The organism is Williamwhitmania sp., from assembly GCA_035529935.1.
In the GTDB taxonomy this organism is placed as follows: Bacteria; Bacteroidota; Bacteroidia; order Bacteroidales; family Williamwhitmaniaceae; genus Williamwhitmania.
In genome coordinates, this window is record DATKVT010000206.1 from 1 (window position 1) to 24,620 (window position 24,620).

The window sequence follows — 24,620 nt, forward strand, 5'->3', positions numbered from 1 at the left end:
ATAGCGGAAGGCCAACCAGCAGTAGCAACGAAGCAGCCAGCTGAGCCCATCCTCTTCGGTAGAGCGGAACAACTTTGGCTATTGGTTTTTCCCTCATGCCAGCAGCCACCGTGCTCCAGGCGGCGTCCACATTAAATACCGGAGTTGCCGACACCCCTCTCCCCTGATTGAAAAGTAGCCGCAGCTGGTCAAAGTACCGCTTATTGTCGGCACTCTGCTCAACCCAATCGTCAAGCAACACGGCCTCCTCAGGTGATGCTTCACCTGCGAGGTAGCGCGCTATGAGCTGGTCAATATGTTCGTTGTCTACAACCAAGGTTATAACTGTCTATTTCTTTAGTATCATTAGTAGAAGGAACAGAGGAAGGTAATCCTTCAGCTGTTCCCGCATTATTCTAAGCGCTCTCACCATCTGCTTGTCCACCGCCTTCACCGAAATGTTGAGCTTGGCAGCAATTTCGGCGTAGGTTAAGCTTTCGAATCGGCTCAATGTAAATACTCTCCTACACTGTTCAGGCAGCTGTTCCACAGCCAAACCTATCTGCTGCTGCAGCTCGTTACCCATTACCTGCTGCGCCGTGGAGTCAACCTGCTCATCGTAGGCGTGGAGGTAGTAGTCGCCGTGCTCCTGCCTCACCTTGAGGTGTTTGATCCGATTCAAGCAGCTGTTATGCACCGCACGGTAGAGGTAGCTCTTCAGCGAGGTATGAATGTCGAGCGTCGCCCGATTTTCCCAAAGGGTAATAAATGTAGACTGTACCATCTCCTCTGCCTCCTGGCTATCGTTGAGCATTGTATGAGCATAGATACAAAGACGCTCATAGTATGTTCTGAAAACCTCTTCAAAAACACCTTCGTCCCCATTGCTAATGCTTACAACTATCTCTTTTTCCTGCACCGTTAAACCAGTTGATGGCAGTTCAAAAGTATCCCATATCTGTAACTATTGCAAGCCATTCGCAATTTCTTAACACTGCTATGACAACTCACCGGAGCCTATCCCCCCTCCGCTAAAACCAAATTCTCAACAAATGATCACGAAAATATGGAATGGGTTGATGAATATCAAACCTTCGATGGCTCTGCTTCCCATTTTTGAAGACGGAGTATTTCTTAAAAATATGTTGGGAGAAGCAATTTTCTTCTAGATGAAACAAAAAGGGTGCTTCTTTACTTTATCCTTAGAAGAATAAACCCAACTTTAATTTTTACTTTTAACCCGGCATACTATTTGCCGTGGACGAATGTTTTAAATATTGTTCCCTATTGCTTACACACAAAATCATGAATAAACTTGCATTACTAGTATTTGCGCTGCTTACCTCCTTTAGTAGCTTTGCACAAAATGGCACCTTAGAGCCAACACGCCAAGACATTACCATTGGAAAAAACCTGGTTACAAATCAGGAAATTCACGCTACCAAAATCACATTTCCCTGCTTTGTATCGCAATGGCAAGGCGACACCACAAACCAAAACATTCTGCTGCAGCTTCGCTACCTAACAAACAATGGAAAATACTTTAAGAACAAGGGCTATATAGGAGTTTACAACGATAAAAGCCAATCGATGCTCTGGGCTCAACAAACCAATAACTTCGATGTAAAGCTGAGTGGTGGCGCCATTCTTCAACGAGTGGGGAACAATACGCAGCGGCTAAGCAGCGAAAACGGAAAAGTGGTTTGGGAGAACGCAACCGCCATTTACTATGTGGACCCGAAAACAAAAATTGGGTTGGCCTACCCCATCGTTAATCCATCGGCAAGCAACGTAAATACGTTGATGGGTATCAACATGGCGAACGGTTCAACCTTTTGGAGCCACGAGGTTAACAGAGACTTTGGGTGGAATTCGCTCACCAATATGGACGATACCTCCAAGCTCATTGTATCGTCGGGATTGCACCTTTTGAACTCTTCCACCGGACATGGTTGGGACTATAAGGCCATAACAGGGGTTAAGGAGTATTCGGCCCAACCTGTAACTCTAGCCGCAGGCATTACCCTTGGTCTTGCAACCGGTATAATGCTTGTACCAACAGGGCAGAACATTGTTCACGATATTGCCTCCAACCTAGTGGAGAAAAACAACCTTCTATATTTTGCCTCCAAGGAGAGCATTGCCTGCATCGACCTAAAGGGGAACGTGGTATGGCAAACTACCCTGCCAAAGAAGCTAACAAGCAAGTCTACCCTTGTAATTGAAAACGAGGTTGTTTATCTAATAAATCGGGGGTTTGCTTACCAGAACAACCGGTTGATGGAGTTTGGACAGCCGTTCATTGCCTCCTTTAATCTCATAAACGGGCAGCAAAACTACATGACAGAGTTCGAAAAGGAGAACCAAATAAACGCTTACTACGTCCATGGAAACAGCTTGATACTTGTATTTCCTCATAAGTTGGCCAGCTACAATCTTTCAACAGGAAGCTTGGTAGATGAGAAGCCATTGACCGAAAACCTCTATGGTGAGTTGGCATACTTCTTAGGTAATCAGGCGTTTGTGGAAAGAGAGGATTCCACCTTTATTGCCCTAAACGCAACCGACACCACCCGCCATTTTCTATACACATCCACTGGCCGCATTCTTACCATTGACGACAATTTAAAGGTTGATAACCAGCACAATATCACCGAAATTTATGTCAACTACCTCAGCGCAATGGGTTTTAACTTCCTAGTAAAGGGTAGCTCCACCATTGTTACCAACCGGCAGGGAGAGGCAATCGCCATTCTCGATGCTCCCTCAAACGCGGTGCTATCGGGAACAACGCTTCGCTACGCGCAGGACAATTCACTCATTGAGATTGATTTGAGCAGCCTGCTTAAACCATAGGGTGATTTTACAATCGAATAGCACTGAGCCACCTTGGCAAGGTGCTGCTATGCCCTTTTGCCATCTGGCAAATACGGAAAGTCTTGGCGGTGCACAGGACAATATTACAATGCACTGAGTAATACAACAACACGCAACATCGTAAAATAATTAATCAAATGATACTACTCGACAAACCATACGTCTCAGAATTTCTTGAAGAAACCATCGTTCGAAATCAATATCCGGTAGTTGATACTGCCATTGCGAGAGAGTTTTTTGCTAGCAAAGGCGGGGTAAAATTCATCAGCGAACAGGAAGCCGCAAACCGTGTTCGCCAAAATCCGCAAGAGCTGGTCTACTCCAACTCCGAAAACGCCATCAGCTGGGTGGAGCAAAACCTGCCATTCTCATCCCTTCCACATACAATTGGCCTATTCAAGGATAAGGTGAAATTTAGGGAGATGGTAAAGCCCATATTCCCAAACTTCTACTTCAAGAGTGTTCCGCTAGCAGAGCTGGCAACGCTGTCGTCGCACGACATTCCAAAGCCGTTTATTATTAAGCCGGCTATTGGGTTCTTCAGCATGGGCGTGCATAAGGTCGATAGCGATGAGGAGTGGATTGCCATTCGCGAAACCATTGCTCACGAAATTGAGGAGGTGAAGGATCTATACCCAAAGGAGGTAATGGACGCCACCAACTTTGTTATTGAGGATTGCATTGAGGGTGATGAGTTTGCCATTGACTGCTACTTTAACGATGAGGGAAAGCCCGTCGTGCTCAACATTCTGGAGCACATTTTTGGTTCAGGAAAAGATGTAAGCGACCGTGTTTACTTTACTTCGAAGGAGATTGTTGAGAAAAACATTGCTCGCATCGAAGCCTTTCTCGCCAATGTTTCCCGGCTTGCGCAGCTGCGCAACTTTCCAGCCCACGTCGAGATAAGAATAGACAAGGCTGGCACGGTTTACCCCATTGAGGTGAACCCCATGCGCTTTGGCGGCTGGTGCTCCACCGGTGACTTGGCTTTCCATGCATACGGAATTAACGAGTACGAATGCTACTTCGAACAAAAGGCCCCCGACTGGAACAGCTTACTGAAAGATAAGGAAGGCAAGGTTTACAGCATAGTTATTCTGGACAATAACTCTGGGCATCAGGCATCGGACATTGCCTCTTTCGACTACGAAACGTTGTTAACGCATTTTGAAAAGCCGTTGGAGTTGAGGAAAATTGATTTCACCCAATACCCTGTTTTTGCCTTCCTTTTTACTGAAACAAGAGCAGAGAACATGGCCGAGTTGGATAAAATCTTGGTTTCGAATCTAAGGGAGTTTATAGTTGCAAAGTAACATTAAGGCTCTCTCTAAGTTTGCTTTAAAATCACTTCATCGGTAGCGAAATAGGATTATATATCGTTGTTCGGGGAAAAAGTCTCTATGAAGTATGTAATAAACTGGAATTACATTTTTACAATACTACATCCTTGGCCAGCGGTCTACGGGTCCCAAGGAGAATTTTCCGCGTAGCGGATAAAGTTTTGTAGAATAGCATAGAAATATTAGATGATGGTTCCCAATAGGGGATCAACAAATGTTTCCCGGACACCAATGATTATTTATACATTTGAAAAACAAAAAACAGAAGCGATGTCACTTTCTTACATTGTTGGACTTATTACGGGAGCTGCAGCTGGCATAATTATAATTGTTCTTGCAATTAATGGACGGAAATGGTATAACCAGCTTTTCCACCGCAATAAACAGTAATATCAGTATTAACGCTCACCAAAGAACACGGATAGCGATGAATTTAAAAAACTTAGCATTAGGAGTATTAGCCATTGTTGGCGTAATATCCTGCACCAGCAAACAAGCTGAATTAGCTCAAGGCCCTTGGCTTGGCAGGCTCGTTCCCGACTCCACTGAAAAGAGCATGGAGGTTCCATTCAACATGAACGTTGTTAAGGACTCCAACAGCTACGTTATTTCAATCCTTAATGCCAACGAAACCATTAAGGTTACCGAGATAGCTATAAAGGGAGACTCCATCGATATGAAGTTCCCCGTGTTTTTGAGTGAAATTGTTGCCAGAATATACCCCGATTCACTTGTTGGACAATATTTCCCCAAAGGAAAAGAGAATGGACACGGCTACGAGTTTTATGCGCTTAAAGGTATCACCGACCGCTTCCCCAATGCCACGGAAGCACCAGAAGTTAACGTTTCGGGCCGTTGGGAAATTACCGAAAACCCAGGAACACCAGACTCTACCAACATGGTGGGTGAGTTTACACAAACGGGATCCAAGGTGGTTGGCACGTGGCTTAACTCCGGCGGCGACATGCGCTACCTTCAAGGTAAAGTTGCCGGCAATAAGCTTATGCTATCGGCAGTGGATGGAGCCCACACCCTCATTATAACCGCTGAAGTTCCATCGGATAACCAGATGGTGAACGGTATGTTTCTTGGCAGCGCTCGGTGGAAATCGGTATGGACTGCCGTTAGGAACAACAATGCCGACCTGCCTCCCGTTGAGTCGCTCATCCATCTTAAAAAGGGAGCAACCAACAAGTTTGCATTTGCCTGTGTTGACCTTAACGGTGATACTGTAAGGCTTAGCGATAGTAGGTTCAAAAATAAGGTGGTTATTGTAAGCGCTTCGGGTTCCTGGTGTCCCAACTGTATGGACGAGATTCGATTCTACAGCCAGCTTTACAATAAGTACAAATCGCAAGGGTTGGAAATCGTAGCCCTCTGCTTTGAGAACAAGGATTTGGAATCGTCGAAAAAGGGCATTGAGCGTTTTGCCGACCAAACCGGTGCTAAGTTTACCTTCCTATACGCTGGACCGCGCGGTAAGGCAACCATGGACAAGGTGCTCTACAACCTCGATGGAATGGTTGCCTTTCCAACCTCCATATTCATCGACAGGAATGGAAATATTGTTAAGCTGCACACCGGTTTCTCCGGACCCGGAACAGGCGAGCATTACACAAAGTTGGTAAACGAAACCACCGCATTTGTGGAGAAGTTGCTTGCAGAAAAGGCGAAATAAAAGGAAAATAGCCGTAACGCAACGGCAGAAAAATAATTACGAAAATTCATCGATTGTAGAGACGCAAGGATTTGCGTCTCTTTTTTTTCGATAAAAGAATTCAACGAATGTAGGGGCGAAATATTTTTCGCCCCAAACGCAACCCCGGAGGGGTTGAATATTTATAGCCCAGGGCTTTAGCCCTGGGTTGCAAACAACCCTAGCGCTAGCGCTGCACGCGCAAATCTCGATCAATGAACCTTACTGCCATGCACCGCAATAACAAATGGGTGATTGCTGCACCAATATTTTCAAATTTTGGCAGGTGGCTGAAATAATTTTCTGTCACCCGTTCCGGGTTTTCTGTTGCGCTTCACGCTGGTTTTCTATAATCATATCAGCCCTTCGGGCTTTAAGATATTTCGCCCAAAACGCAACCCCGAAGGGATTGAATGTTTTTAGCGGGGGGCGCGAGCCCTCGGAACAGGAACATCCTAAGCGCCAGCGGTACACGCGCAAATCTCAATCAATGAACCTGCCCTGCACCGCAATAACAAATGGTTGATAGCTGCACCAGCATTTTCAAATCTACAAATTGGTTAATTTTCAAATTGTATCATGCACCGCAATTACCGAAACGCATTACAAGAGAAAACCCAGCGCAAACCATCCCTTTGGCGGATTTATAAAAGCAAAGAGCCGAGAAAAAATCCTGGCTCTTATTATCTATGCTTATTAATGGTTCTACAGCACAAAATCGGTGGAGAGGAAGTTTGACTTCTGCTCCCTTACGATATCTGTAATTATCTTCTTATTCTCATCGTTCTCCTTCGCTGCCACCAGCGTTCGAATGGAAAACACCCGCAGCGCATCCGAAACGGAGAGCGTTCCTTCGGCGGAATCTTTTCTACCAGTAAATGGGAAAATGTCCGGTCCACGCTGGCACTGGGAGTTCACATTTACGCGGCACACCTGATTTACCAAAGTGTCGATGAGTGTTGCAATGGTATCGGGGTTTTGCCCAAAGATGCTGGCCTGCTGCCCGTAGTTCGACTCCACCACGTAGTCGAGCGGTTCATTAATATCGTCGAACGGAACAATGGGAACAATTGGTCCAAACTGCTCCTCGTAAAAAACCCTCATGTTCTTGTTTACAGGGAAAAGAACCGCAGGATAGAAGAATGAGCGGTTGAAGTATCCGCCAGATGGGTTTGCCACCTTCGCCCCTTTTGCCGTTGCATCAACAATCAACCCGGTTAAAAATTCCGACTTGTTGGGTTCCGGCAGCGGTGTAATCCCTACTCCAGCACTCCAAGGCATACCCAACTTTAGCTTGCCAACCTCCTCGCTGAAGCGCTTTACAAATGCATCGGCAATGCTTCGGTGCACAAAGAGAATTTTGAGAGCCGTGCAGCGCTGTCCATTGAATGAAAGTGAGCCGGTGATACACTCCTTCACCGCATTCTCAATATCGGCATCGGCCAATACAATGGCCGGGTTTTTGGCATCGAGACCAAGAATGCTCTTTAGTCGGTGTGGCTTGGGGTGCTGACTCTTTAAAATATCGGCAACTCGGCTGGTACCAATAAACGCCAGCACATCAACCCTACCCGACTTCATAAGAGGGGTAATAATCTGCTTGCCATCACCATAAATGGTGTTCACCACACCTTTTGGGAATGCCTTTTGGAAGGCAGTTATCAACGGTCGATGCAGCAGCACACCCATTCGTGGAGGCTTAAATATCACCGTGTTCCCCATGATAAGCGCGGGGATGAGCGTAGTAAAAGTTTCGTTGAGCGGGTAGTTGAACGGTCCCATGGAGAGCACCACCCCAAGTGGTGCGCGACGAACCTGAGCAATCACTTGCTGCGTGATTACAAAGCGGGAAGAGTCCCTATCAAGATTCTTAACTGCATCAATGGTATCGAGAATATAATCAATTGTTCTGTCGAACTCCTTAGCCGAATCGATGGCACTTTTTCCTATTTCCCACATGAGCAGCTTTACAATTTCGTCGCGCTGCTCCTTCATGTAGAAAACAAAATTCTTCATGCACGCTATGCGTTCCTCAATTCCCATGGAAGGCCACTCCCCTTTACCGGAGTTGTAGGCAGCAGTGGCAGCGTCAAGCGCCAGCATAGCCTCCTTCTCTCCCATCAATGGATAGCTGCCAATGTAGCTGTCAAATTCATTGCCCTTGCGAATTAGCACCGGGGAAAAAACTTTTTGGCTCTCCCCCTTCCAACTGAAAATCTCACCGTTGATGAGGTATTCCGATTGTTCCACCGGCGATTTTAGTCGGTATTGCTCAGGTATCTCCTCATTGGAAGGAAATATACTGTCAACTGTCTGTTTCATTATCACTATGTTTTGTCAACAAATATGAATACTCTGTATGTAGGTAGAAAATGCTACTTAGGAGAGCAAAGCTCCAGCGTGTGCGTAAGCAAATCTTTTCCATCAGGTTCTCCATGCCCCGGAACAACAATTTCCGCCGCTGGAAAACGAACTATAACGCGCCGAATGGAGTTGGGCCATGCAGCAAGGTCGGCATCGGCAGCATTACCAAGATTGTTGGTGTATAAATCTTTAACCAAACATCCGCCAAACAGCACTTTTACCGATGGCATCCAAACCACAATGTTATCAACGCTATGACCACCACCAGGAAAGTAGAGGAATAGCGGTGTTCCATTAAAATTCAGGTTAAGAGAGTCGGCAAAGGTAGTTTTAGCAATGGGAAGGCCCTCCTTCTTGCAGATGGCCAGCGTTTTACTCCCGTATATGGTTTCAACCCCATGAGCGTTAAGATAACCAAGGCCGCTCATACAGTCACTATGAAAATGGCCAGCAATGGCCTTCACCACTTTCACATGCAAGCTGTCATCAAGCCATCTACACAGCACCGATGTTAAGGAATCGTTCCAAGGTGTATCGATAAGCAAAGCCTCATTGCCAGAGATCACAACCAGCCCATTTGCCCCAACTCTGCCCCAACTAGGCACATTCATAAAACTTTGATGGAGATAGACTCCCGGTACCAGCGCCCTAATTTGGATGTCGTTCCCTATATGGTAAACATCCTTAGCAGCAGACTCCTGAGCAAGCAAAGTGCCTTGGAACCAGCCGATGGCAACAATCAAAATAGAAATAACCTGCTTCATATGGTTGAGAATAGAAAGGAGGTGAAAACACCTCCTTTTATCGGTTACCTAAGTAATAAAATGCGTTGACTAGAATCCAGCCATTAACTTTTCCAACTTGGCTTGCACGTTTGCATTAACGGGAACCAAGGGCAAACGAAGTATATTTTTCACCACGCCCCTTGTTGCAAGAGCGGCCTTAACTCCTCCTGGATTTCCATCCATAAATAGCGCATCGATCAGCTCTACCAACTTGTAATGCAGCTGCTTTGCCTTGCCATATTCGCCAGCTAAGGCAAACCTTACCATATCCGAGAATTCGCGTGGAAGGCAGTTACCCACCACCGAAATTACGCCATCGAGACCAAGGGCAATCTGGGGAAGAGCCAAACCGTCATCGCCGGAAAGAACTTTAAAATCGGCGGGTTTATCACGCAGGATGTAGGATTGCTGATTCAGATTTCCAGAAGCTTCCTTAACTGCCACAATGTTTTTAAAATCGTGAGCTAGGCGCAAAGTCGTTTCGGCAGAGAGGTTAATGCCCGTTCTCCCCGGAACGTTGTACATAATGATAGGAAGAGGCGATTCACCTGCCAATGCCTTAAAATGCTCGTATAGTCCTTGCTGCGTTGGCTTATTGTAGAATGGAGTTACCGATAAAATGGCATCAACACCGGAAAGGTCGAAGGACTTCATGGTTTTGGCTACCTCCATGGTGTTATTACCGCCAATTCCAACAACCACGGGCAGCTTACCTCCATTTTGCTCCACAACAAATCGTACAACCTTGTGTCGCTCCTCTGCCGATAGTGTGGCTGCCTCTCCCGTTGTTCCCAAAACAACTAGAAATTCAACGCCTCCATCAGTAATATAGTTGGTGAGCTTTTTCAGGCTCTCAAAATCGATACTTTTGTCAGGGTTGAAAGGGGTCACCATAGCCACCCCTGTTCCAAAGAACTTCTTCATAGAAATGCTATTTACGTTTCAACAATTGAAAGCAAGTTGAGCAAAAACAGACTTGCTTGTAAGCCATCTTGTATAGGAGAATGAGGTAATTAATTTGTTGCTAAACCATACTTAGTATCGCCATCATTTTCATGAGCCACTTGGTAGTGACGGTTATTAATGGCCATCAGGTAATGTTTTGCCTGCTCAATAATAAAGGAGAGGCTCTCCGACTCCTTAACCGAGAGGATAAAATCGAAAGGGCTATGAAAGTAGTTTTGAAAGCCCACCTTGAAGCTCGAATGCGAGAGCGCAACCACACCCCGCACCGGCATTAGCTCTCTGCGGGTAAAATCGATGAGAATATCCAAACGAATATCGGTAAATTCAGTAACCTGCTGGCTTTTAGGTATTCCATTCCACCTTAGCTCCTTCTGTGAAAAGAAACCAATGGTGGGATGCTGCTCCAACCCAACGGTTAACTCCTTCATGTCCACATATCCAATGGCGTGAACATCAAGATTTCGCTTCTTCAGGTATTGCATAAATTCCTTAATCTCCTCCGGCACACCGGTAACGGAGCCTTCAAAAACGATACCTACCTTACGAGCAGTATCCAGGTTGTAGATAAACTTCTTTCTATTTACCTTTTTCTCCAGAGCATCAATGCCCCTTAAACCGGACCTGTACCTTAAATTGTTGAACATGTTCTTAATTTATCAAATTAAAAAACTCATCTTCCGAGATAATGGTTACCCCAAGTTCAGTGGCTTTCTTCAGTTTGGCTGGTCCAATCTTTTCACCAGCCACAAGATAGCTAAGGTTTCCACTCACCGAAGCTAAATTCTTACCACCATGTTTTTCAATCAACTCCTTGAGATCTTCTCTCGAAATAGATTGAAAAGAGCCTGAGATTACAAAGGTATAACCTTTCAGCTTCTGAGAAATAGTTTCGTCCACCTTTTGAGGAAGGTTCATCTGTAATCCTGCTAATTTTAGCTTTTCAACCAAAATCAATGCCCTTTCGTCGGTAAAAAACTGACGAATGCTGCCGGCAATTCGTTCGCCAACCTCATCTACAGAACAAAGTTCGTCAAACGGAGCCATCTCAAGTGCCTCAATACTTCGAAAATGCTCTGCCAACTTTTTAGCCGTTGTTTTTCCCACATAACGAATTCCTAATGCAAAGAGAACACGAGTAAATTGAACTGTTTTAGAAACAGTTAGGCTAGCCAATATGTTTTGTGCCGATTTTTCGCCCAGTCGTTCGAGTGGCACTAGCTGCTCCATTGTAAGATTGTATAAATCGGCTGGGGTGGTTATCAAGTTTTGCCTATAAAGCAGATCGATGGTCTCTTCACCCAAACCGTCGATATTCATGGCATCGCGGCTAATGAAGTGAACCATGCGGCCAACAATCTGCGGTGGACATCCTTGATCGTTGGGGCAAAAGTGGCGAGCCTCATCCTCGGGCCGAACTAGCTCGGTGCCACACTCGGGACAGTGGGTTAAAAACTCAACAGGAGCAGTAGAAATCGAACGTTTTGAAATATCAACTCCAACAATCTTTGGAATAATCTCACCTCCCTTTTCCACAATTACCGTATCACCCATGTGCAAGTCGAGCAGCTTAATCTGATCCTGATTGTGGAGCGATGCACGTTTCACAGTTGTTCCGGCCAGATAAACAGGTTCAAGATTCGCAACGGGCGTAACGGCTCCCGTTCGTCCAACCTGAAAATCAACAGATAGTAGCCGTGTGTATGCCTGTTCTGCCTTAAACTTGTATGCAATTGCCCATCGTGGTATTTTAGCCGTAAATCCCAGCTGCTCTTGCTGGCTGTATGAGTTCACCTTTACAACCGCGCCATCGGTATCGAATGGCAATTCCTTGCGGGCAATATCCCAGTGATGAATGAATTCAAATACCTCCTCTATCGATCTACATTTTTTGCTCTGCTCCGATATCTTAAAACCCCACTCCCGAGCCTTTTCTAAATTCTCATAGTGCGATTCAAATGGAAGTTCCTCGCCCAGCACATAGTATAAAAAACAATCCAAACCACGACGAGCAACCTCTGCAGAGTTCTGTAACTTGAGCGTCCCTGCTGCAGCATTCCGTGGGTTGGCAAACGGCTGCTCACCCTTAGCTGCCCTAACATCATTCATCTTCTGAAATGCTTTATGGGTTAAAATCACCTCTCCACGCATTTCAAAATCGGCAGGATAATCGCTACCCTTCAGCTTAAGCGGAATGGACCTAATGGTTTTTACGTTTGCCGTAACATCGTCGCCACGAACTCCGTCGCCACGGGTAACCGCCTGAACCAGTATGCCGTTTTTATAGATTAGATTTATGGCTGTACCATCAAATTTTAGCTCACATACGTATTCCGGTGTTTCGTTCACCAGCAGCTTTCTAACCCGCTGGTCGAAGTCACGGAGTTCATCCTCCGAATAGGTGTTCCCCAACGAAAGCATGGGATAGCGATGCTCCACCTGCACAAACTCAGCCGACAGGTCGCTTCCAACCCGCTGACTTGGTGATGATGGATCAAAAAACTCAGGATAACGGGTTTCCAAGCCTATCAGCTCCAGCATCAGCACATCGTACTCAAAATCGGATATGGTGGGATTGGCCTTTATGTAGTAGCTATAGTTGTGCTCATCGAGCGATTTACGCAGCAGTTCAATTCGTTGCTTAGCTTCTTCGCGGGTCATACATCTATTGAATTTGCACTAAAGATACGAAGATGAAAGGAAATATCGAATAATACGAAAATTGAAAAAAGTGTCGTCAGTGCGTGACCTGAAGATCATCTAAATCTACACTGTTGATTTTCACCATGCCTTGCGAGGCAAAACGCTTGCGAAGGAAAAAATTGTCCATAAAAAAACCGGATGGAATACCCACCCGGCCATTATAAATAACGCTATGAAATTAATTGCTAAAATAGGCGCTGTTAGGACCAATGCCAACGGTATAACTCTTTATAAATGTTCCATCAGAAGTGTAACGGTTCATGGTTCCCGGCTGGGTGAAGGTTGGGGCAAGCAAACCAATAATCTCACCGTTGGATGGATTCACCGAAAAGCCGTAGAAGCTATCGTTGATGAGGGGTGTCGACATGGTGGTGGTGGCATCGATGGAAAAAGAAAATATTCCTGCAATAGTGTAATCGCCACCATAGTAAAGCACATCGCCACTAGGATTCACAGCCAAGTGCGCAGGGTGATATGTGGCACCAAGGGTTATTGAAAACTCAATTTGATTAGTGGATGGATTAATACGTTCCAGCATCGATGGCGTTTCCGAAACCACGTTGTAGTTGACGTCATACACAATGTTTCCGGCGCAAAGCACCCATAACTTACCATTCTTATCGAGAACCATATCCTTGGGGTTATCGCCCACCGTAATGGTTGCATCCACAACATCGGTTTGGGTATTAACTACCGAAATGGTATTATCAGTTCCCCAGCCACCGCTATTGGCAACAAACAGCTTCTGCGAAGCGATTACCATCTTCTCGGGGCCAGTGCCCACTTTTATAGTGTTGCTAATGGAGTTGGTTGCCACATCAATAATTGCCACATGACCCCCATCGCCCCAAAGCGAAACGTAGGCTTTTGAACTCGAAAGCGCAGTCACGTATCGTGGACTAGAAATATTCTCGATGGTAGCAACCTCCTTACAGCTTGAGGCATTTACAATCTCAATCTTATTGGAACCATTGAGCACCAAGAAAGCCTTGTCGCCTGCAAATCCAATGCTCTGAAAGACATCGCCAAGCGGACGGTTATTCACTTTTTTAAACACCTCATTTACAACATTATCGCCCGATGGATAGTAGAGCGAAAGTGTTGCATTCGACGAGCCAAAGGCACCCTCGTTGGCAATGGCAATACTGTTGCTGAAGGGATAAGCAACACTACTTTGGGAACTATCCTTTTGGCACGAAGCAAAGGAAAATGCTGCCAATACTCCAAGGCCTAGCAACAGCTTTTGGGTAAGCGTTCGATTTTTCATTCTGTAAAGTGTTAGGATTAAGTTATTTTGTAAAATTGATACCAATTCCAAACTCAAAATATCGCAGTGGCATAGGGTAGTTGTTCATTACCTGATACTCCGTGTTCCAAATATTATCTATCCGCATAAAGGATCGAATGTTGAAATCGTGCTCTCTAAACTCTTTTTCAACCATTAGGCTGGCCACGGTGTATGCATCCACGTAGTCCACATTTGCATCGTTAATAAATCTTCTACCCGAAAAGTGCTGCGAATACTTTATCCGGAAACCGGAATATTCAGCAAACAGTGACGATGTTCCGCTATACTTCGGGACATAAGGAAGTTGATTTCCCCTGGTGACTCCGCTGTTGGAGGTGGTAACATTGTATGAGAAAGCGCCCTCCCCACCAACATTCAACTTTCCCATTCTATGCGAAACAGATAGCTGCATCTCACCGCCACGCGACCACACTTTGTTGATGTTCATTGGACTCCACTTACCACCAGCCACTGGCATCCATATTATCCAATCGTCGACATGGCTATTGAAGGCATTTACCACAAATCGGAAAGTCGTGCGGTTTAGCAAGGTGTTAACCTCCAATCCGGCATCGGAAGAATACCCTTTTTCTGGCTGTAGATCGGGGTTACCCCAGCTGGACCAGAACAGCTCGTTGAAGGTTGGAAGCCGGTATATTTTAGAGATGCTAGCACGTAGAGCAATGGATTTCATCGGCTTTACCCTAACACCTGCACTCCAAGTAAACGGGTTTTGTTCGCTACTAACGATCTCCTCCCTAATACTTGCAAAACCTTCAAGGTAATGAGTGTTAAACCTGTAAGCCATCCGACCTGCTCCTCTATCTCGTGTTGGTCGTCCAGCATAGTTGGTCGATTTAGCCTGCTCGTTTATGTATATTAAACCCGTTTCAATTGAGCCCACCTTTCCCAAGTCATAAGTTCCCTCTGCTTCGCTTGTAATTACATAAAACTTGTGGTTAGAATGCTCCACACCCGGATTGTCGTAAATATTCTGATCGTAGAAGTAGCCTCCCTTAACGGTAGTGGTGAACTTTCCCGCAACAGCATTCCACACCAATGCATTTCTTAACGATGTCCACTTGAGCGATTCGTGGTTAGTGTAGGCCCCCATCATGGGCTGAGGTCGTGAAAAGTTATTCTGGTACCAAACCGAAGCCGCAATCGACTGGTTCGGCTTGATGCGGTAAGCCAGATTTTGCATTATACCGGTGGAAGCAGAGTTTGCATTTACTTGGTGCTCATAAGGCTTCCCGATTTTTGCAGTATTGTGAAAAAGAAAATCGTTCTTGGCCTCTGTGTAGAACACCCGAGTTTGGGAACTCATCCTTTTAAAACCAGCGGAAACATTCGCTCCAGTAAACCACTTGCCGAAGCTACCGTAAGTTTGAAGCAGCGAAAAATTGATGCCTTGAGCAGTATCGGGTTTGCTCTCCAGATGAATTACCCCACCAAGCGCACCGCTGCCAAAAAGAGCGCCGTTGCCTCCATACTGTATGCTCACTTGGTCAAAAAAGGAGGTTGGGAGAATGGCAAGGTTAACTCCGCCATCCATAGGGCTTTGGATGTTGAAGCCATTCCATAGCACAGCGGTATGATCGGCCCCAAGCCCACGAATGGAGGCGCTGCTTACCCCTCCTGGACCATAGGTATTCACCACTATTCCACCCTGACTTGCAAGCAGCTGGTCGAGCTGAGCTTGCGCATAATCCTTAATATCCTTGGTGAAAATTGGCTGAACGCTAAGCTCGCGCGAGTAACGTTGTAACCGATTTTGAATCACCACCTCCTTTAAGGTGACGGCGGTGTCTACCACCTCCTTGTCGGGAACAGGCGGCCCCGGATGAATACCGGAAAGAGCAGAAAAAAGAAATACTTCAACTAACATGCGTTACAAATGATTAAAATCGTTAAGATTCAATCATTTATAACCTGCGGATTAAAACAAAAAGTGATAATGTAACGAAATTACATTGAGCTTTTTATCCGAAAGCTATAAATGTGCATTCGTTGGCAGGTCTTCTGACTTTCTCTCTCTTGCTGGCCTTCCCGTTCATTCAAAATTGGAACAGTGGCATTTGGATGGTAGCAAAAGTTTTAATAGAGATTACAGCAGCGGTAACTGCTCAGGATTTACACCTGATTCCCTCTTCGCTCCACATAACATGGAGAACCAAACTGAGTCAAAAGTAATTTATTTTATGTCACCCGCAATCGTTGCAAGGCATATTTTTAAACATGAACTTACGTTATACTTTCATAAACGCGCAGAACATTTTACACATAAAGCCATACAGGTTTAACCGAAGATTTTAACTTTGTGCCTGTCACATCTCAATTCAGACCATTGGAAGAAACAAGGCCAAAAGAGCACAAGCAAGTCATCTACAGGTTTAAGGCGCTGCTAAAAGCAGGTGAACATATTCTCGAAAAGAACGATGTTCAGCTGATTAAGGAGGCTTATAAGCTAGCGGCTGAAACTCACCAAAATATGCGGCGCAGCTCCGGGGAGCCATACCTATTTCACCCTGTTGCCGTAGCGCGTATTGTGCTTGAAGAGATTGGACTTGGGGCAACATCGGTTATTGCGGCGCTGCTCCACGACACTACCCGCTTTGGAGGCATTCCAATTATTGAGATTGAGAAGAGGTTTGGTAAAGATGTTGCAAGTATTATCAATAGCCTTAACCGTATTGCTGCAATCAACCATTCAAAGGACATCGATCAGAGCGAAAACTACCGCAACCTTATTATCTCCATTTCGGAGGATATTCGGGTGATCCTTATCAAGTTGGCCGACCGCCTCGAGATTATGCGATCGCTCAACCATTTCCCCAAGGAGCAGCAGGTTGCCAAAGCGCGTGAAACCTTTAACCTATATGCTCCGCTAGCCCACAAGCTTGGTCTCTACAAGGTGAAAAGCGAGATGGAAGACCTCTCCATGAAGTTCACCGAAAATGAGGAATACAAATCCATCATAAAGAAATTAAGAAATACCACTGCTGTCCGAAATAAGTTCATTCGGGAGTTTATGGAGCCAATTGAGCAAAAGCTGATTGCAGAAAATTTCGACTTCGAAATAAAGGGGAGGACCAAATCGGTATTCTCCATTTGGAAAAAAATCCAGAAGCAGAATGTTCCATTCGAAAAGGTTTACGACGTTTTTGCCATCCGCATTATTCTAAACTCACCTTTGGAAAGAGAGAAAATCGACTGCTGGCGTGCATATTCAATGGTTACCGACCGCTATATCCCCAATCCTGACCGTCTGCGCGACTGGATTTCGGTTCCTAAGTCAAACGGCTACGAATCACTCCATACCACGGTAATTGGGCCGGACGGAAGATGGGTGGAGGTGCAGATACGCTCCCGCCGCATGGACGACATTGCAGAGCGCGGACTTGCAGCACACTGGCGTTACAAAGGCATTCGACAGGAAGCTGGCATTGATGAGTGGCTCTCACAAATTCGGAATATCATCGAAACACCCGACATCTCACCCGAGGAGATGGTGAGTTCTTTTAAGCTAAACCTGCACAGCAAGGAGATATTTGTGTTTACTCCAAACGGCGACCTCAAGAAGCTACCCGTTGGATCCACCGTGCTCGATTTTGCCTTTGAAATTCATAGCAACGTTGGCTACCACTGCGTTGGCGCAAAGGTAAACCAGAAAAATGCCACCATTCGTGACGAACTAAAAAATGGTGATCTGGTGGAGGTTACCATCTCCAAGAACCAAAAGCCAAAGAAGGATTGGCTCAGCTTTGTGGTTACCTCCAAGGCGAAGTCAAAAATAAAGCAAAGCCTCAAGGAGAATGTGCTGCAGCTTGCCAACCTTGGCAAGGAGATGCTGGAGCGAAGGCTTAAAAATTGGAAACTCAACCTCGACGATGAGGTGGTGAACAGGCTGATAAAACATTTTAAAATAAAGGACGCCACCGACCTCTATACCGCCATTTTCCAAGAAAAGATTGATCTCGGTGCCATTAAATCACTGCTGAGCGCCGATGAGGAGAAAAAGGCAGAGCCTACTCCACCTGCTGCAAAAAAGGTTTATGAGCACCACCATCCTAAGTTCAACGATTATTTAATTATCGATGAGCGTCTCGATAGCATTGACTACAAGTTGGCCAAGTGCTGCAACCCGATCCCTGGCGACGATATTTTTGGCTTTGTCACCATAAGCGAGGGTATTAAGGTACACCGTAGCAGCTGTCCAAATGCCAGCAGGCTCAGGGAACGCTACTCTTACCGCATCTTAAACGCTAAGTGGCGTGACCAAGAGGACTCAGGTGCCTTTCAAGTCACCATTAAGATTGTGGGCTACGATGAGCTGGGTATAGTAAACCGTATTTCTGAGGTTGTTTCCAAGGAGATGCAGCTCAACATGCGCGCCATTGCCATTGAATCCAAGGGCTCCAGCTTCGTTGGTACTCTTAAAGTGTTTATAGAGCACTCCAGCCAGCTGGGCAATCTACTCAGCAGACTTCAAAAAATTAAGGGAATTCAGCGAGCCATTCGGGTGAATAGGTAGGTTGAGGAGTTGTGAGTTGTGAGTTGTGAGTTGTGAGTTGTGAGTTGTGAGTTGTGAGTTGTGAGTCCGAGCGCAGCGGAGATCCCGATTTTTCGGGGTTGTGTTTCTAATTTGTCTACGGCGAACTCCCTTCGGTCGGTTCTAGCTTCTAGTTTCTAATTTCTCATAAGTGTATTCTGTCCTTCTAAAACATAGGCAACGACTGAGTATATCCAGAGAAGCCTATTCAATTAAATGAATTACCAATGAGACTTGCAAATCGATAGCGCTTAATGTCAATAAAAAACGGTTAAAACGAAAATTTACTGAACGTTGGCAAATACTAAAGGATTGATAGAATACCAATAATAATTACGATTAGACACCATGATGTCGGAAAGAGAATCGAAAAAAAAGTGGGAATTATTGTCTTAGTGATTTACGAAAATGAGTAGACTAATTAGACTCCATTTAATAAGTAAAGGATTACGCCATAATGGCATAACCTTAATTTTGGCATCATATTTGTCAAATTCAAAAAAACAAAGCAAAATGAACTTATAGACTACCCATCTCTAAGTTCATAATTTTGTTCAAAGGTAAGAAGTTTAAAATTGTATACAAGGGTAAGGTGAAATAATAGCATAAAAAAATAAGCTTAGGGAATAAACCCTAACATATCCTACTTATTAATAATTATCTAAACATTATAATACTAATATGGTTAATATAACTTTAAACGAAGTAGAGGTAACTTACCTCTTAAAACAACGTCCTGAAACAAAGAAAAACGGTGGTTTTCAAGAACTATTTGTGATACTTCAGGAAAGGTTTGATTATTCAACCAGTACCTTAACTCTTGACAATGATTTAACGGAACGAATTGTCAGATATAAAGGCAATTATGGCACTGGTGGATACCAATCAAGGCTAAGAAAAATATTCGGTAGAACATTATTGGCCTAACTCGTAAATTGAGTAATGATATGATGATATTTCCATTCCTGATTATTCCTTAAAATTATATCTGAAAAGGTTTATTCTGGAGATTAACAATGAAAAAGGAGTCTTAACTATAAGACTCCTTTTTCATTTAAGGTATAGTGTTGTAAATTATTCTTGTAATAAACCTAAAGTATATGTTTCCAATATTCATCAAAAACGCCCAACTCAAATATAAGTAAAACAATCTCTTGACTTTAGCAAAAAACAGTATCTTCAACGCAGCATACTACTACACTCACTATCAACCTTAGCATAAAGATGAAAAGATATTTGATTGTTTTGGGGTTCTGTATTACAGCAATTTCCACTTTTGCCCAGCAACCTGCTTCCGATTTTGTTCAGTATGTAAAGCCGTTAACCGGAACAAAAAACATGGGGCACACCTACCCCGGCGCAACCGTTCCATTTGGAATGGTGCAGCTCAGCCCCGATACTGACACCATTAGCTACGAAGCTGGTGGAAAGTATAATCCCAATGTTTACCGCTACTGTGCAGGATATCAGTATTCCGACTCTACCATAGTTGGGTTTAGCCATACGCACTTCAGCGGCACAGGACACTCCGACCTTGGCGATTTTCTCATTATGCCTACGGTAGGGGCATTACACCTCAATCCGGGAACAGCGGAGAATCCATCGACGGGCTATCGCTCACGATACAGCCATGCCACCGAGGTAGCCATTCCCGACTACTACAAGGTGGAACTTGCCGATTACGGAATAAAGGCAGAGTTAACAGCAACTACCCGCGTTGGCTTCCATCGATACACATTCCCCAAAACTGCCGATGCGCACGTAATCCTCGACCTCATCCACGGTATTTACAACTACCCTGGAAAAGATGTTTGGACCTTTGTAAGGGTAGAAAACGATACGTTGGTTACCGGTTATCGGCAAACAACCGGCTGGGCAAGAACCCGAACGCTCTACTTCGCCATGGTCTTCTCCCGTCCCATCAAGGAGTATGGTCAACAGAAGCTGGACAAGTCAGTCTACCGAGGATTTTGGCGCAAGTTTGACGAGACCAAAAATTTCCCTGAAATGGCTGGTAGAGATGTTCGCCTCTACTTCAACTTCGACACTAGAGAGAAACAAATGGTTCAGATTAAGTTTGCCATATCGTCGGTAAGCACCGAAGGCGCCCTTGCAAATCTTAAGGCAGAAACTCCGGGCTGGGATTTCGATGCCGTGGTAAAGCAAGGTCAGGATGATTGGAATCAAGAGCTAGGTAAGGTGCAAGCACAGTTTATCAACAATAAGGATAAAGAAACCTTCTACACCTCACTTTACCATGCTTTTTTGAGTCCAACTGTCTATTCCGATGTGGATGGACGCTATCGAGGGCTAGACCAAAATAACCACAAAGCCCAAGGCTTTACTGACTACACCACCTTCTCGGTTTGGGACACCTATCGGGCGCTACATCCGCTGTTCAACCTACTGCAACCTGCCCGGAACAGAGATATGATTCAATCGATGCTGGCGCACTACAACCAAAGCGTTCACAAGATGCTGCCCATATGGTCAAACTCCGCCAACGAAGATTGGTGCATGACTGGCTACCACAGCGTTGCCGTAATTGCCGATGCCTACGTTAAAAACAACCTACCAGTTGACCCAGCCGTAGCCCTGGAAGTGTGCGTAACCACAGCCAATCATCGAAGCTACGATGGATTGGGATATTACATCGACCTTGGCTATGTTCCGGAAGACAAAAATTCTTCCTCCGTATCCAAAACGTTGGAATACGCCTATGACGACTGGTGTATTGCACAAATGGCCCACAAGGTAGGCAATGCTTCGATTGAGAAGGAGTTTTTGCACCGTTCCGAAAACTTCAAAAACGTGTTCGACACCACCATTGGTTTTACTCGGCCACGACTTTCGTCGGGAGCATGGAAGGCCAACTTCGATGCACTGAAAACCGATGGAGAGGGCTTTGTAGAAGGAAATTCCTGGAACTACAGCCTATTCATTCCACATCAACCCAAGGAGTTGATCTCCCTCATGGGCGGAAAAAAGAGGTTGGGTGAACACTTGGATACGCTCTTCACCATGACCATGGACGACAAGTATTTTGCAGAAACCGAAGACATCACCCGCGATGGTATGATGGGTGGCTACATTCAGGGGAATGAACCGGGACACCACATCCCCTACCTTTACAATTGGAGCGACCGTCCGTGGAAAACGCAGGAGCGGGTTAGAGCCATTCTGGAAACAATGTATGGTAACACACCCGATGGCCTTTGCGGTAACGACGATTGCGGTCAGATGTCAGCTTGGTACATATTTGGAGCGCTGGGATTCTACCCCTTCTGCCCCGGAAGTGTAGAGTATGCCATAGGAAGTCCTCTGGTTAAGTCAGCTACCATTAAGTTAGAAAATGGGAAGACCATCAACATTGAGGCAGTGAACCAAAGCGAGAAAAACATCTATATACAAAAGGTTCTGCTTAACGGAAAAGAGCTGCACCGCCGATACCTACTCCACTCCGAGCTGGAGAGTGGTCCAAGCATACAATTCTACATGGGTGCCAAGCCCAACAAAAAGTGGTAAACAAAACGAAAAGGCGCTAGATATGGTCCAGCGCCTCTTTATATATTCAAATTCAAAACAGCCTACTTGGCAGCCAAGGTAGACACGTAATGGTAATGTGGTCCAAATCGTTCAAAAGCAGCTTTATCCAACGCTTCCCTATGGTCCGGATGGGCAATGCTGATAATCATTCGGGCACGCTCCTGCAACGATTTTCCATAAAGGTTAACGGCGCCATACTCCGTAACAAACCAGTGCATATTGGCGCGCGTGGTTACCACTCCAGCACCTAAGTTAAGCACCGAGGCAATCTTGCTAACGCCCTTGTTGGTCACGGAGGGCATGGCAATTATCGGCTTACCGCCCCTGGAACATGCGGCACCTCGAATAAAATCAATCTGTCCACCAACACCCGAGTAAAACTTGGTTCCCAGCGAATCTGCGCAAACCTGACCAGTGAGGTCTACCTGCAAGGCAGAGTTGATGGAGGTAACCTTTGGATTTTTGCTAATAAGGTCGATGGAGTTGGTGTAGCCCACATCCATCATCAGCACGCCCGGATTATCGTCGATAAAGTTATACACCTTTTTCGACCCCATAAGGAAGGTAGAAACAATCTTACCTCTATCAATATTCTTTTCAGCACCATTTACAACGCCCATCTCCACCAGCGGAAGCAAACCGTCGGAAAACATTTCGGTATGAATACCAAGATTCTTATGGTTTCCCAGCATCCCAAGCACAGCGTTGGGAATGGCCCCAATGCCCATCTGAATGGTTGCGCCATCCTCCACCAATCCGGCAACGTAGGTTCCTATGGCCTTCTCTATGGCATCGGGCTCTGCGGGTGCGGCTTCAATAAGTGGAGTGTTGTCCTCACAGAAAATGTCGATCATGCCCATGGGGATCATGGCATCGCCAAAGGCCCGAGGAACGTTGGGGTTGATAACGCCAATTACCTTATCGGCACATTCAACAGCTGCGAGTGTGCAATCGACCGAGGTGCCCAGCGATACATACCCATGCTTATCGGGAGGAGAAACCTGAACCATGGCCACGTTGACGTGCAGCACGTTGTCGCGAATCAACTTTTGCGTTTCGCTAAGGAAAACAGGAATGTAATCGGCAAATCCCTCCTGGGTGGCCTTACGAACGTTGTGACCCACAAAAAACGATTCAAGGAAAAAAGCACCCTCAAATTCAGCCTCCGCGTATGGTGCAGATCCTTCGGTGTGAAGGTGCTGTATTTTCACATCCCTCAGCTCACCGGCCCTGCCCCTATCACACATAGCCTTAATTAACTTCTGAGGGGCAAGAGCAACGCTGTGAATATGAATCCTGTCTCCTGACTTAATAACCTTTACAGCCTCCTCGGCCGAAACAAATCTTACTGGCTTGAGCATACAATATTTTATTAAATCCAACCAATTATCAGCAAACCACAAAAGGAAATCTCACAGTTAATGAAATAACAGTGTGCAAAGATATTTTAATTGAGGTATGAATATCCCGTAAATGCTGAAGAACATAATGTATTGGTGCTTTACAACCATACTGAATTTAGGTTGATTTCAGGCATAATTGTTGTAGATTTGTTAGTTGTTAAAAACTACGGTTGCCATGAAAAATGTCGCCTTGCTCCTTCTCCTATCAGCACTAAGTATTTCGGGGTACTCACAGCTAGTAGAGGATCTTCCTAGCCTTTACCAAGTTGATTCTACCCAACAAATAACTGCTGAACCGGCATTTATATCAGGTGTAAAACCCGTTACTCCATCAACGGCAACCAACAGCCCATTTAAGCCGGGGTTGCTCAAGAACGCACATGTTGGATTTGAACTGGGGACCGCATTCACCTCCTTTGGTGGTGGCAGGAACATGCTCTCCACCTACGTTGCCCCCAACATATCGTTCCAGCCAACGGACAGGCTGCAAATGTATGTAGGTGCCTATCTTGGGCACAACAACGCCAATGGCTTTAACAACAACGACGTAATTGTTGAGTCCTCCCCCACGGCCGCCTACACCGGCGCAAATTACTACCTCACCAACAGGGTTAATCTTTATGGTAACAGCATGTACGGCAGGGGCGGCTACACTGCCTACCCTTACGGCGTTAACAACGACTTTAAGAGCATTTCGGTGGGTTTTAGCTACAAGGTAACGCCACGCACCACCGTATCGGCACAATTTCAGTGGTCCACCGGACTGCCGCCATACGGCACCAACTACTGGACTGGACCATTTCAGGGCTACGGAACCCCTTTCGATAATCCAGCTTTAGGAACCGCAACCGGTAGTCCACTTAAGTAGCAGCAATACGACCATGCATTTCTTAATAAGTAAGGGGTACCTGCTAATCGAAGACTGAGAGGCACACTCCCACATTTTAGTATAGCCTTATTTGGTTGGATATTTAAACTATAAGCAGAGGCGGTTAAGCATGAGCCAACACCTTTGGGGTAGATGGGGACAAGTGCGGCTGGGTTCACAGCGCCTCTGCAATAAACCCCAGCAATGGATGGTCGTAATGGCTGTCCATTGTTTTTTTTGAACAGTCAGGGGGTGA

At 45.5% G+C, this 24,620-nt stretch carries 17 protein-coding genes and 1 riboswitch; of the genes, 7 read left to right on the plus strand and 10 right to left on the minus strand.

All coding sequences use genetic code 11. From position 1 onward, the window contains the following. Both VMW01_15705 and VMW01_15710 read right to left on the minus strand, forming a co-directional pair. On the minus strand, positions 1-316 hold a 316-nt coding region (locus VMW01_15705; GenBank protein HUW07694.1), incomplete at its 3' end, for a hypothetical protein. A gap of 12 nt (positions 317-328) precedes the next feature. Beyond that, entirely contained in the window at positions 329-898 is a 570-nt protein-coding gene (locus tag VMW01_15710; GenBank protein ID HUW07695.1) for an RNA polymerase sigma-70 factor, read from the minus strand. A gap of 386 nt (positions 899-1,284) precedes the next feature. On the opposite strand from VMW01_15710, the gene VMW01_15715 reads away from it, so the two are divergent. The 3 genes from VMW01_15715 (at position 1,285) to VMW01_15725 (ending at position 5,874) form a co-directional block, all read left to right on the plus strand. Continuing rightward, entirely contained in the window at positions 1,285-2,835 is a 1,551-nt protein-coding gene (locus VMW01_15715) for a hypothetical protein (protein HUW07696.1), read from the plus strand. Positions 2,836-2,993: 158 nt separating this feature from the next. Then, positions 2,994-4,169 carry an ATP-grasp domain-containing protein gene (locus VMW01_15720; GenBank protein ID HUW07697.1) on the plus strand — a complete coding sequence of 392 codons (1,176 nt, stop codon included), beginning with the start codon at positions 2,994-2,996 and terminating at the stop codon, positions 4,167-4,169. Between the two features lie 454 nt (positions 4,170-4,623). Then, positions 4,624-5,874 (plus strand): TlpA disulfide reductase family protein, encoded by a 1,251-nt coding sequence (locus VMW01_15725; GenBank protein HUW07698.1) that lies wholly within the window; start codon positions 4,624-4,626, stop codon positions 5,872-5,874. Positions 5,875-6,597: 723 nt separating this feature from the next. Here the strand turns inward: VMW01_15725 and VMW01_15730 are convergent. From VMW01_15730 to VMW01_15760, 7 genes are all read right to left on the minus strand, one after another. Beyond that, positions 6,598-8,214, minus strand: coding sequence for an NADP-dependent glyceraldehyde-3-phosphate dehydrogenase (locus tag VMW01_15730; protein ID HUW07699.1), 1,617 nt, complete (start codon positions 8,212-8,214; stop codon positions 6,598-6,600). Between the two features lie 53 nt (positions 8,215-8,267). Next, positions 8,268-9,020 (minus strand): subclass B1 metallo-beta-lactamase, encoded by a 753-nt coding sequence (bla, locus tag VMW01_15735; GenBank protein ID HUW07700.1) that lies wholly within the window; start codon positions 9,018-9,020, stop codon positions 8,268-8,270. A 69-nt stretch (positions 9,021-9,089) separates the two neighbouring features. Next, positions 9,090-9,965, minus strand: a complete 876-nt coding sequence (dapA, locus tag VMW01_15740) for a 4-hydroxy-tetrahydrodipicolinate synthase (protein HUW07701.1) — start codon at positions 9,963-9,965, stop codon at positions 9,090-9,092. A gap of 89 nt (positions 9,966-10,054) precedes the next feature. Next, the gene (locus VMW01_15745) at positions 10,055-10,651 is read right to left on the minus strand and encodes a hypothetical protein (GenBank protein ID HUW07702.1); all 597 of its coding nucleotides are present in this window, start codon (positions 10,649-10,651) and stop codon (positions 10,055-10,057) included. Positions 10,652-10,655: 4 nt separating this feature from the next. After that, entirely contained in the window at positions 10,656-12,665 is a 2,010-nt protein-coding gene (gene ligA, locus VMW01_15750; GenBank protein HUW07703.1) for an NAD-dependent DNA ligase LigA, read from the minus strand. Between the two features lie 220 nt (positions 12,666-12,885). After that, positions 12,886-13,974 (minus strand): DUF5074 domain-containing protein, encoded by a 1,089-nt coding sequence (locus VMW01_15755; GenBank protein HUW07704.1) that lies wholly within the window; start codon positions 13,972-13,974, stop codon positions 12,886-12,888. Between the two features lie 22 nt (positions 13,975-13,996). Continuing rightward, positions 13,997-15,883: a TonB-dependent receptor gene (locus tag VMW01_15760; protein HUW07705.1), complete on the minus strand. Its 1,887-nt coding sequence runs from the start codon at positions 15,881-15,883 to the stop codon at positions 13,997-13,999. A gap of 106 nt (positions 15,884-15,989) precedes the next feature. Further along, a riboswitch (cobalamin riboswitch) is annotated at positions 15,990-16,188 on the minus strand. Positions 16,189-16,342: 154 nt separating this feature from the next. Between VMW01_15760 and VMW01_15765 the strand changes: the two genes are divergently transcribed. The 3 genes from VMW01_15765 to VMW01_15775 all read left to right on the plus strand — a co-directional run bounded on the left by VMW01_15765 (position 16,343) and on the right by VMW01_15775 (position 22,072). Beyond that, positions 16,343-18,529, plus strand: coding sequence for a RelA/SpoT family protein (locus tag VMW01_15765; GenBank protein ID HUW07706.1), 2,187 nt, complete (start codon positions 16,343-16,345; stop codon positions 18,527-18,529). Between the two features lie 699 nt (positions 18,530-19,228). Next, complete coding sequence (locus VMW01_15770; protein ID HUW07707.1) at positions 19,229-19,474, plus strand: hypothetical protein; 246 nt, start codon at positions 19,229-19,231, stop codon at positions 19,472-19,474. Between the two features lie 297 nt (positions 19,475-19,771). Beyond that, complete coding sequence (locus VMW01_15775) at positions 19,772-22,072, plus strand: GH92 family glycosyl hydrolase (protein HUW07708.1); 2,301 nt, start codon at positions 19,772-19,774, stop codon at positions 22,070-22,072. Between the two features lie 62 nt (positions 22,073-22,134). Here VMW01_15775 and VMW01_15780 read toward each other — a convergent pair whose 3' ends face one another. Then, complete coding sequence (locus VMW01_15780) at positions 22,135-23,454, minus strand: acetyl-CoA hydrolase/transferase C-terminal domain-containing protein (protein ID HUW07709.1); 1,320 nt, start codon at positions 23,452-23,454, stop codon at positions 22,135-22,137. Between the two features lie 217 nt (positions 23,455-23,671). Here VMW01_15780 and VMW01_15785 point away from each other — a divergent pair, with 217 nt between their 5' ends. After that, complete coding sequence (locus VMW01_15785; GenBank protein HUW07710.1) at positions 23,672-24,364, plus strand: hypothetical protein; 693 nt, start codon at positions 23,672-23,674, stop codon at positions 24,362-24,364. Positions 24,365-24,620: the final 256 nt, after the last annotated feature.

Excerpts from the sequence above, each read along its gene's own strand:
- VMW01_15720 (HUW07697.1), top strand. The coding sequence starts at position 2,994 with ATGATACTACTCGACAAACCATACGTCTCAGAATTTCTTGAAGAAACC.
- VMW01_15755 (HUW07704.1), bottom strand. The coding sequence starts at position 13,974 with ATGAAAAATCGAACGCTTACCCAAAAGCTGTTGCTAGGCCTTGGAGTA.
- bla (HUW07700.1), bottom strand. The coding sequence starts at position 9,020 with ATGAAGCAGGTTATTTCTATTTTGATTGTTGCCATCGGCTGGTTCCAA.
- VMW01_15785 (HUW07710.1), top strand. The coding sequence starts at position 23,672 with ATGAAAAATGTCGCCTTGCTCCTTCTCCTATCAGCACTAAGTATTTCG.
- VMW01_15730 (HUW07699.1), bottom strand. The coding sequence starts at position 8,214 with ATGAAACAGACAGTTGACAGTATATTTCCTTCCAATGAGGAGATACCT.
- dapA (HUW07701.1), bottom strand. The coding sequence starts at position 9,965 with ATGAAGAAGTTCTTTGGAACAGGGGTGGCTATGGTGACCCCTTTCAAC.
- VMW01_15775 (HUW07708.1), top strand. The coding sequence starts at position 19,772 with ATGAAAAGATATTTGATTGTTTTGGGGTTCTGTATTACAGCAATTTCC.
- VMW01_15770 (HUW07707.1), top strand. The coding sequence starts at position 19,229 with ATGGTTAATATAACTTTAAACGAAGTAGAGGTAACTTACCTCTTAAAA.
- VMW01_15760 (HUW07705.1), bottom strand. The coding sequence starts at position 15,883 with ATGTTAGTTGAAGTATTTCTTTTTTCTGCTCTTTCCGGTATTCATCCG.
- VMW01_15780 (HUW07709.1), bottom strand. The coding sequence starts at position 23,454 with ATGCTCAAGCCAGTAAGATTTGTTTCGGCCGAGGAGGCTGTAAAGGTT.
- ligA (HUW07703.1), bottom strand. The coding sequence starts at position 12,665 with ATGACCCGCGAAGAAGCTAAGCAACGAATTGAACTGCTGCGTAAATCG.
- VMW01_15715 (HUW07696.1), top strand. The coding sequence starts at position 1,285 with ATGAATAAACTTGCATTACTAGTATTTGCGCTGCTTACCTCCTTTAGT.
- VMW01_15745 (HUW07702.1), bottom strand. The coding sequence starts at position 10,651 with ATGTTCAACAATTTAAGGTACAGGTCCGGTTTAAGGGGCATTGATGCT.
- VMW01_15725 (HUW07698.1), top strand. The coding sequence starts at position 4,624 with ATGAATTTAAAAAACTTAGCATTAGGAGTATTAGCCATTGTTGGCGTA.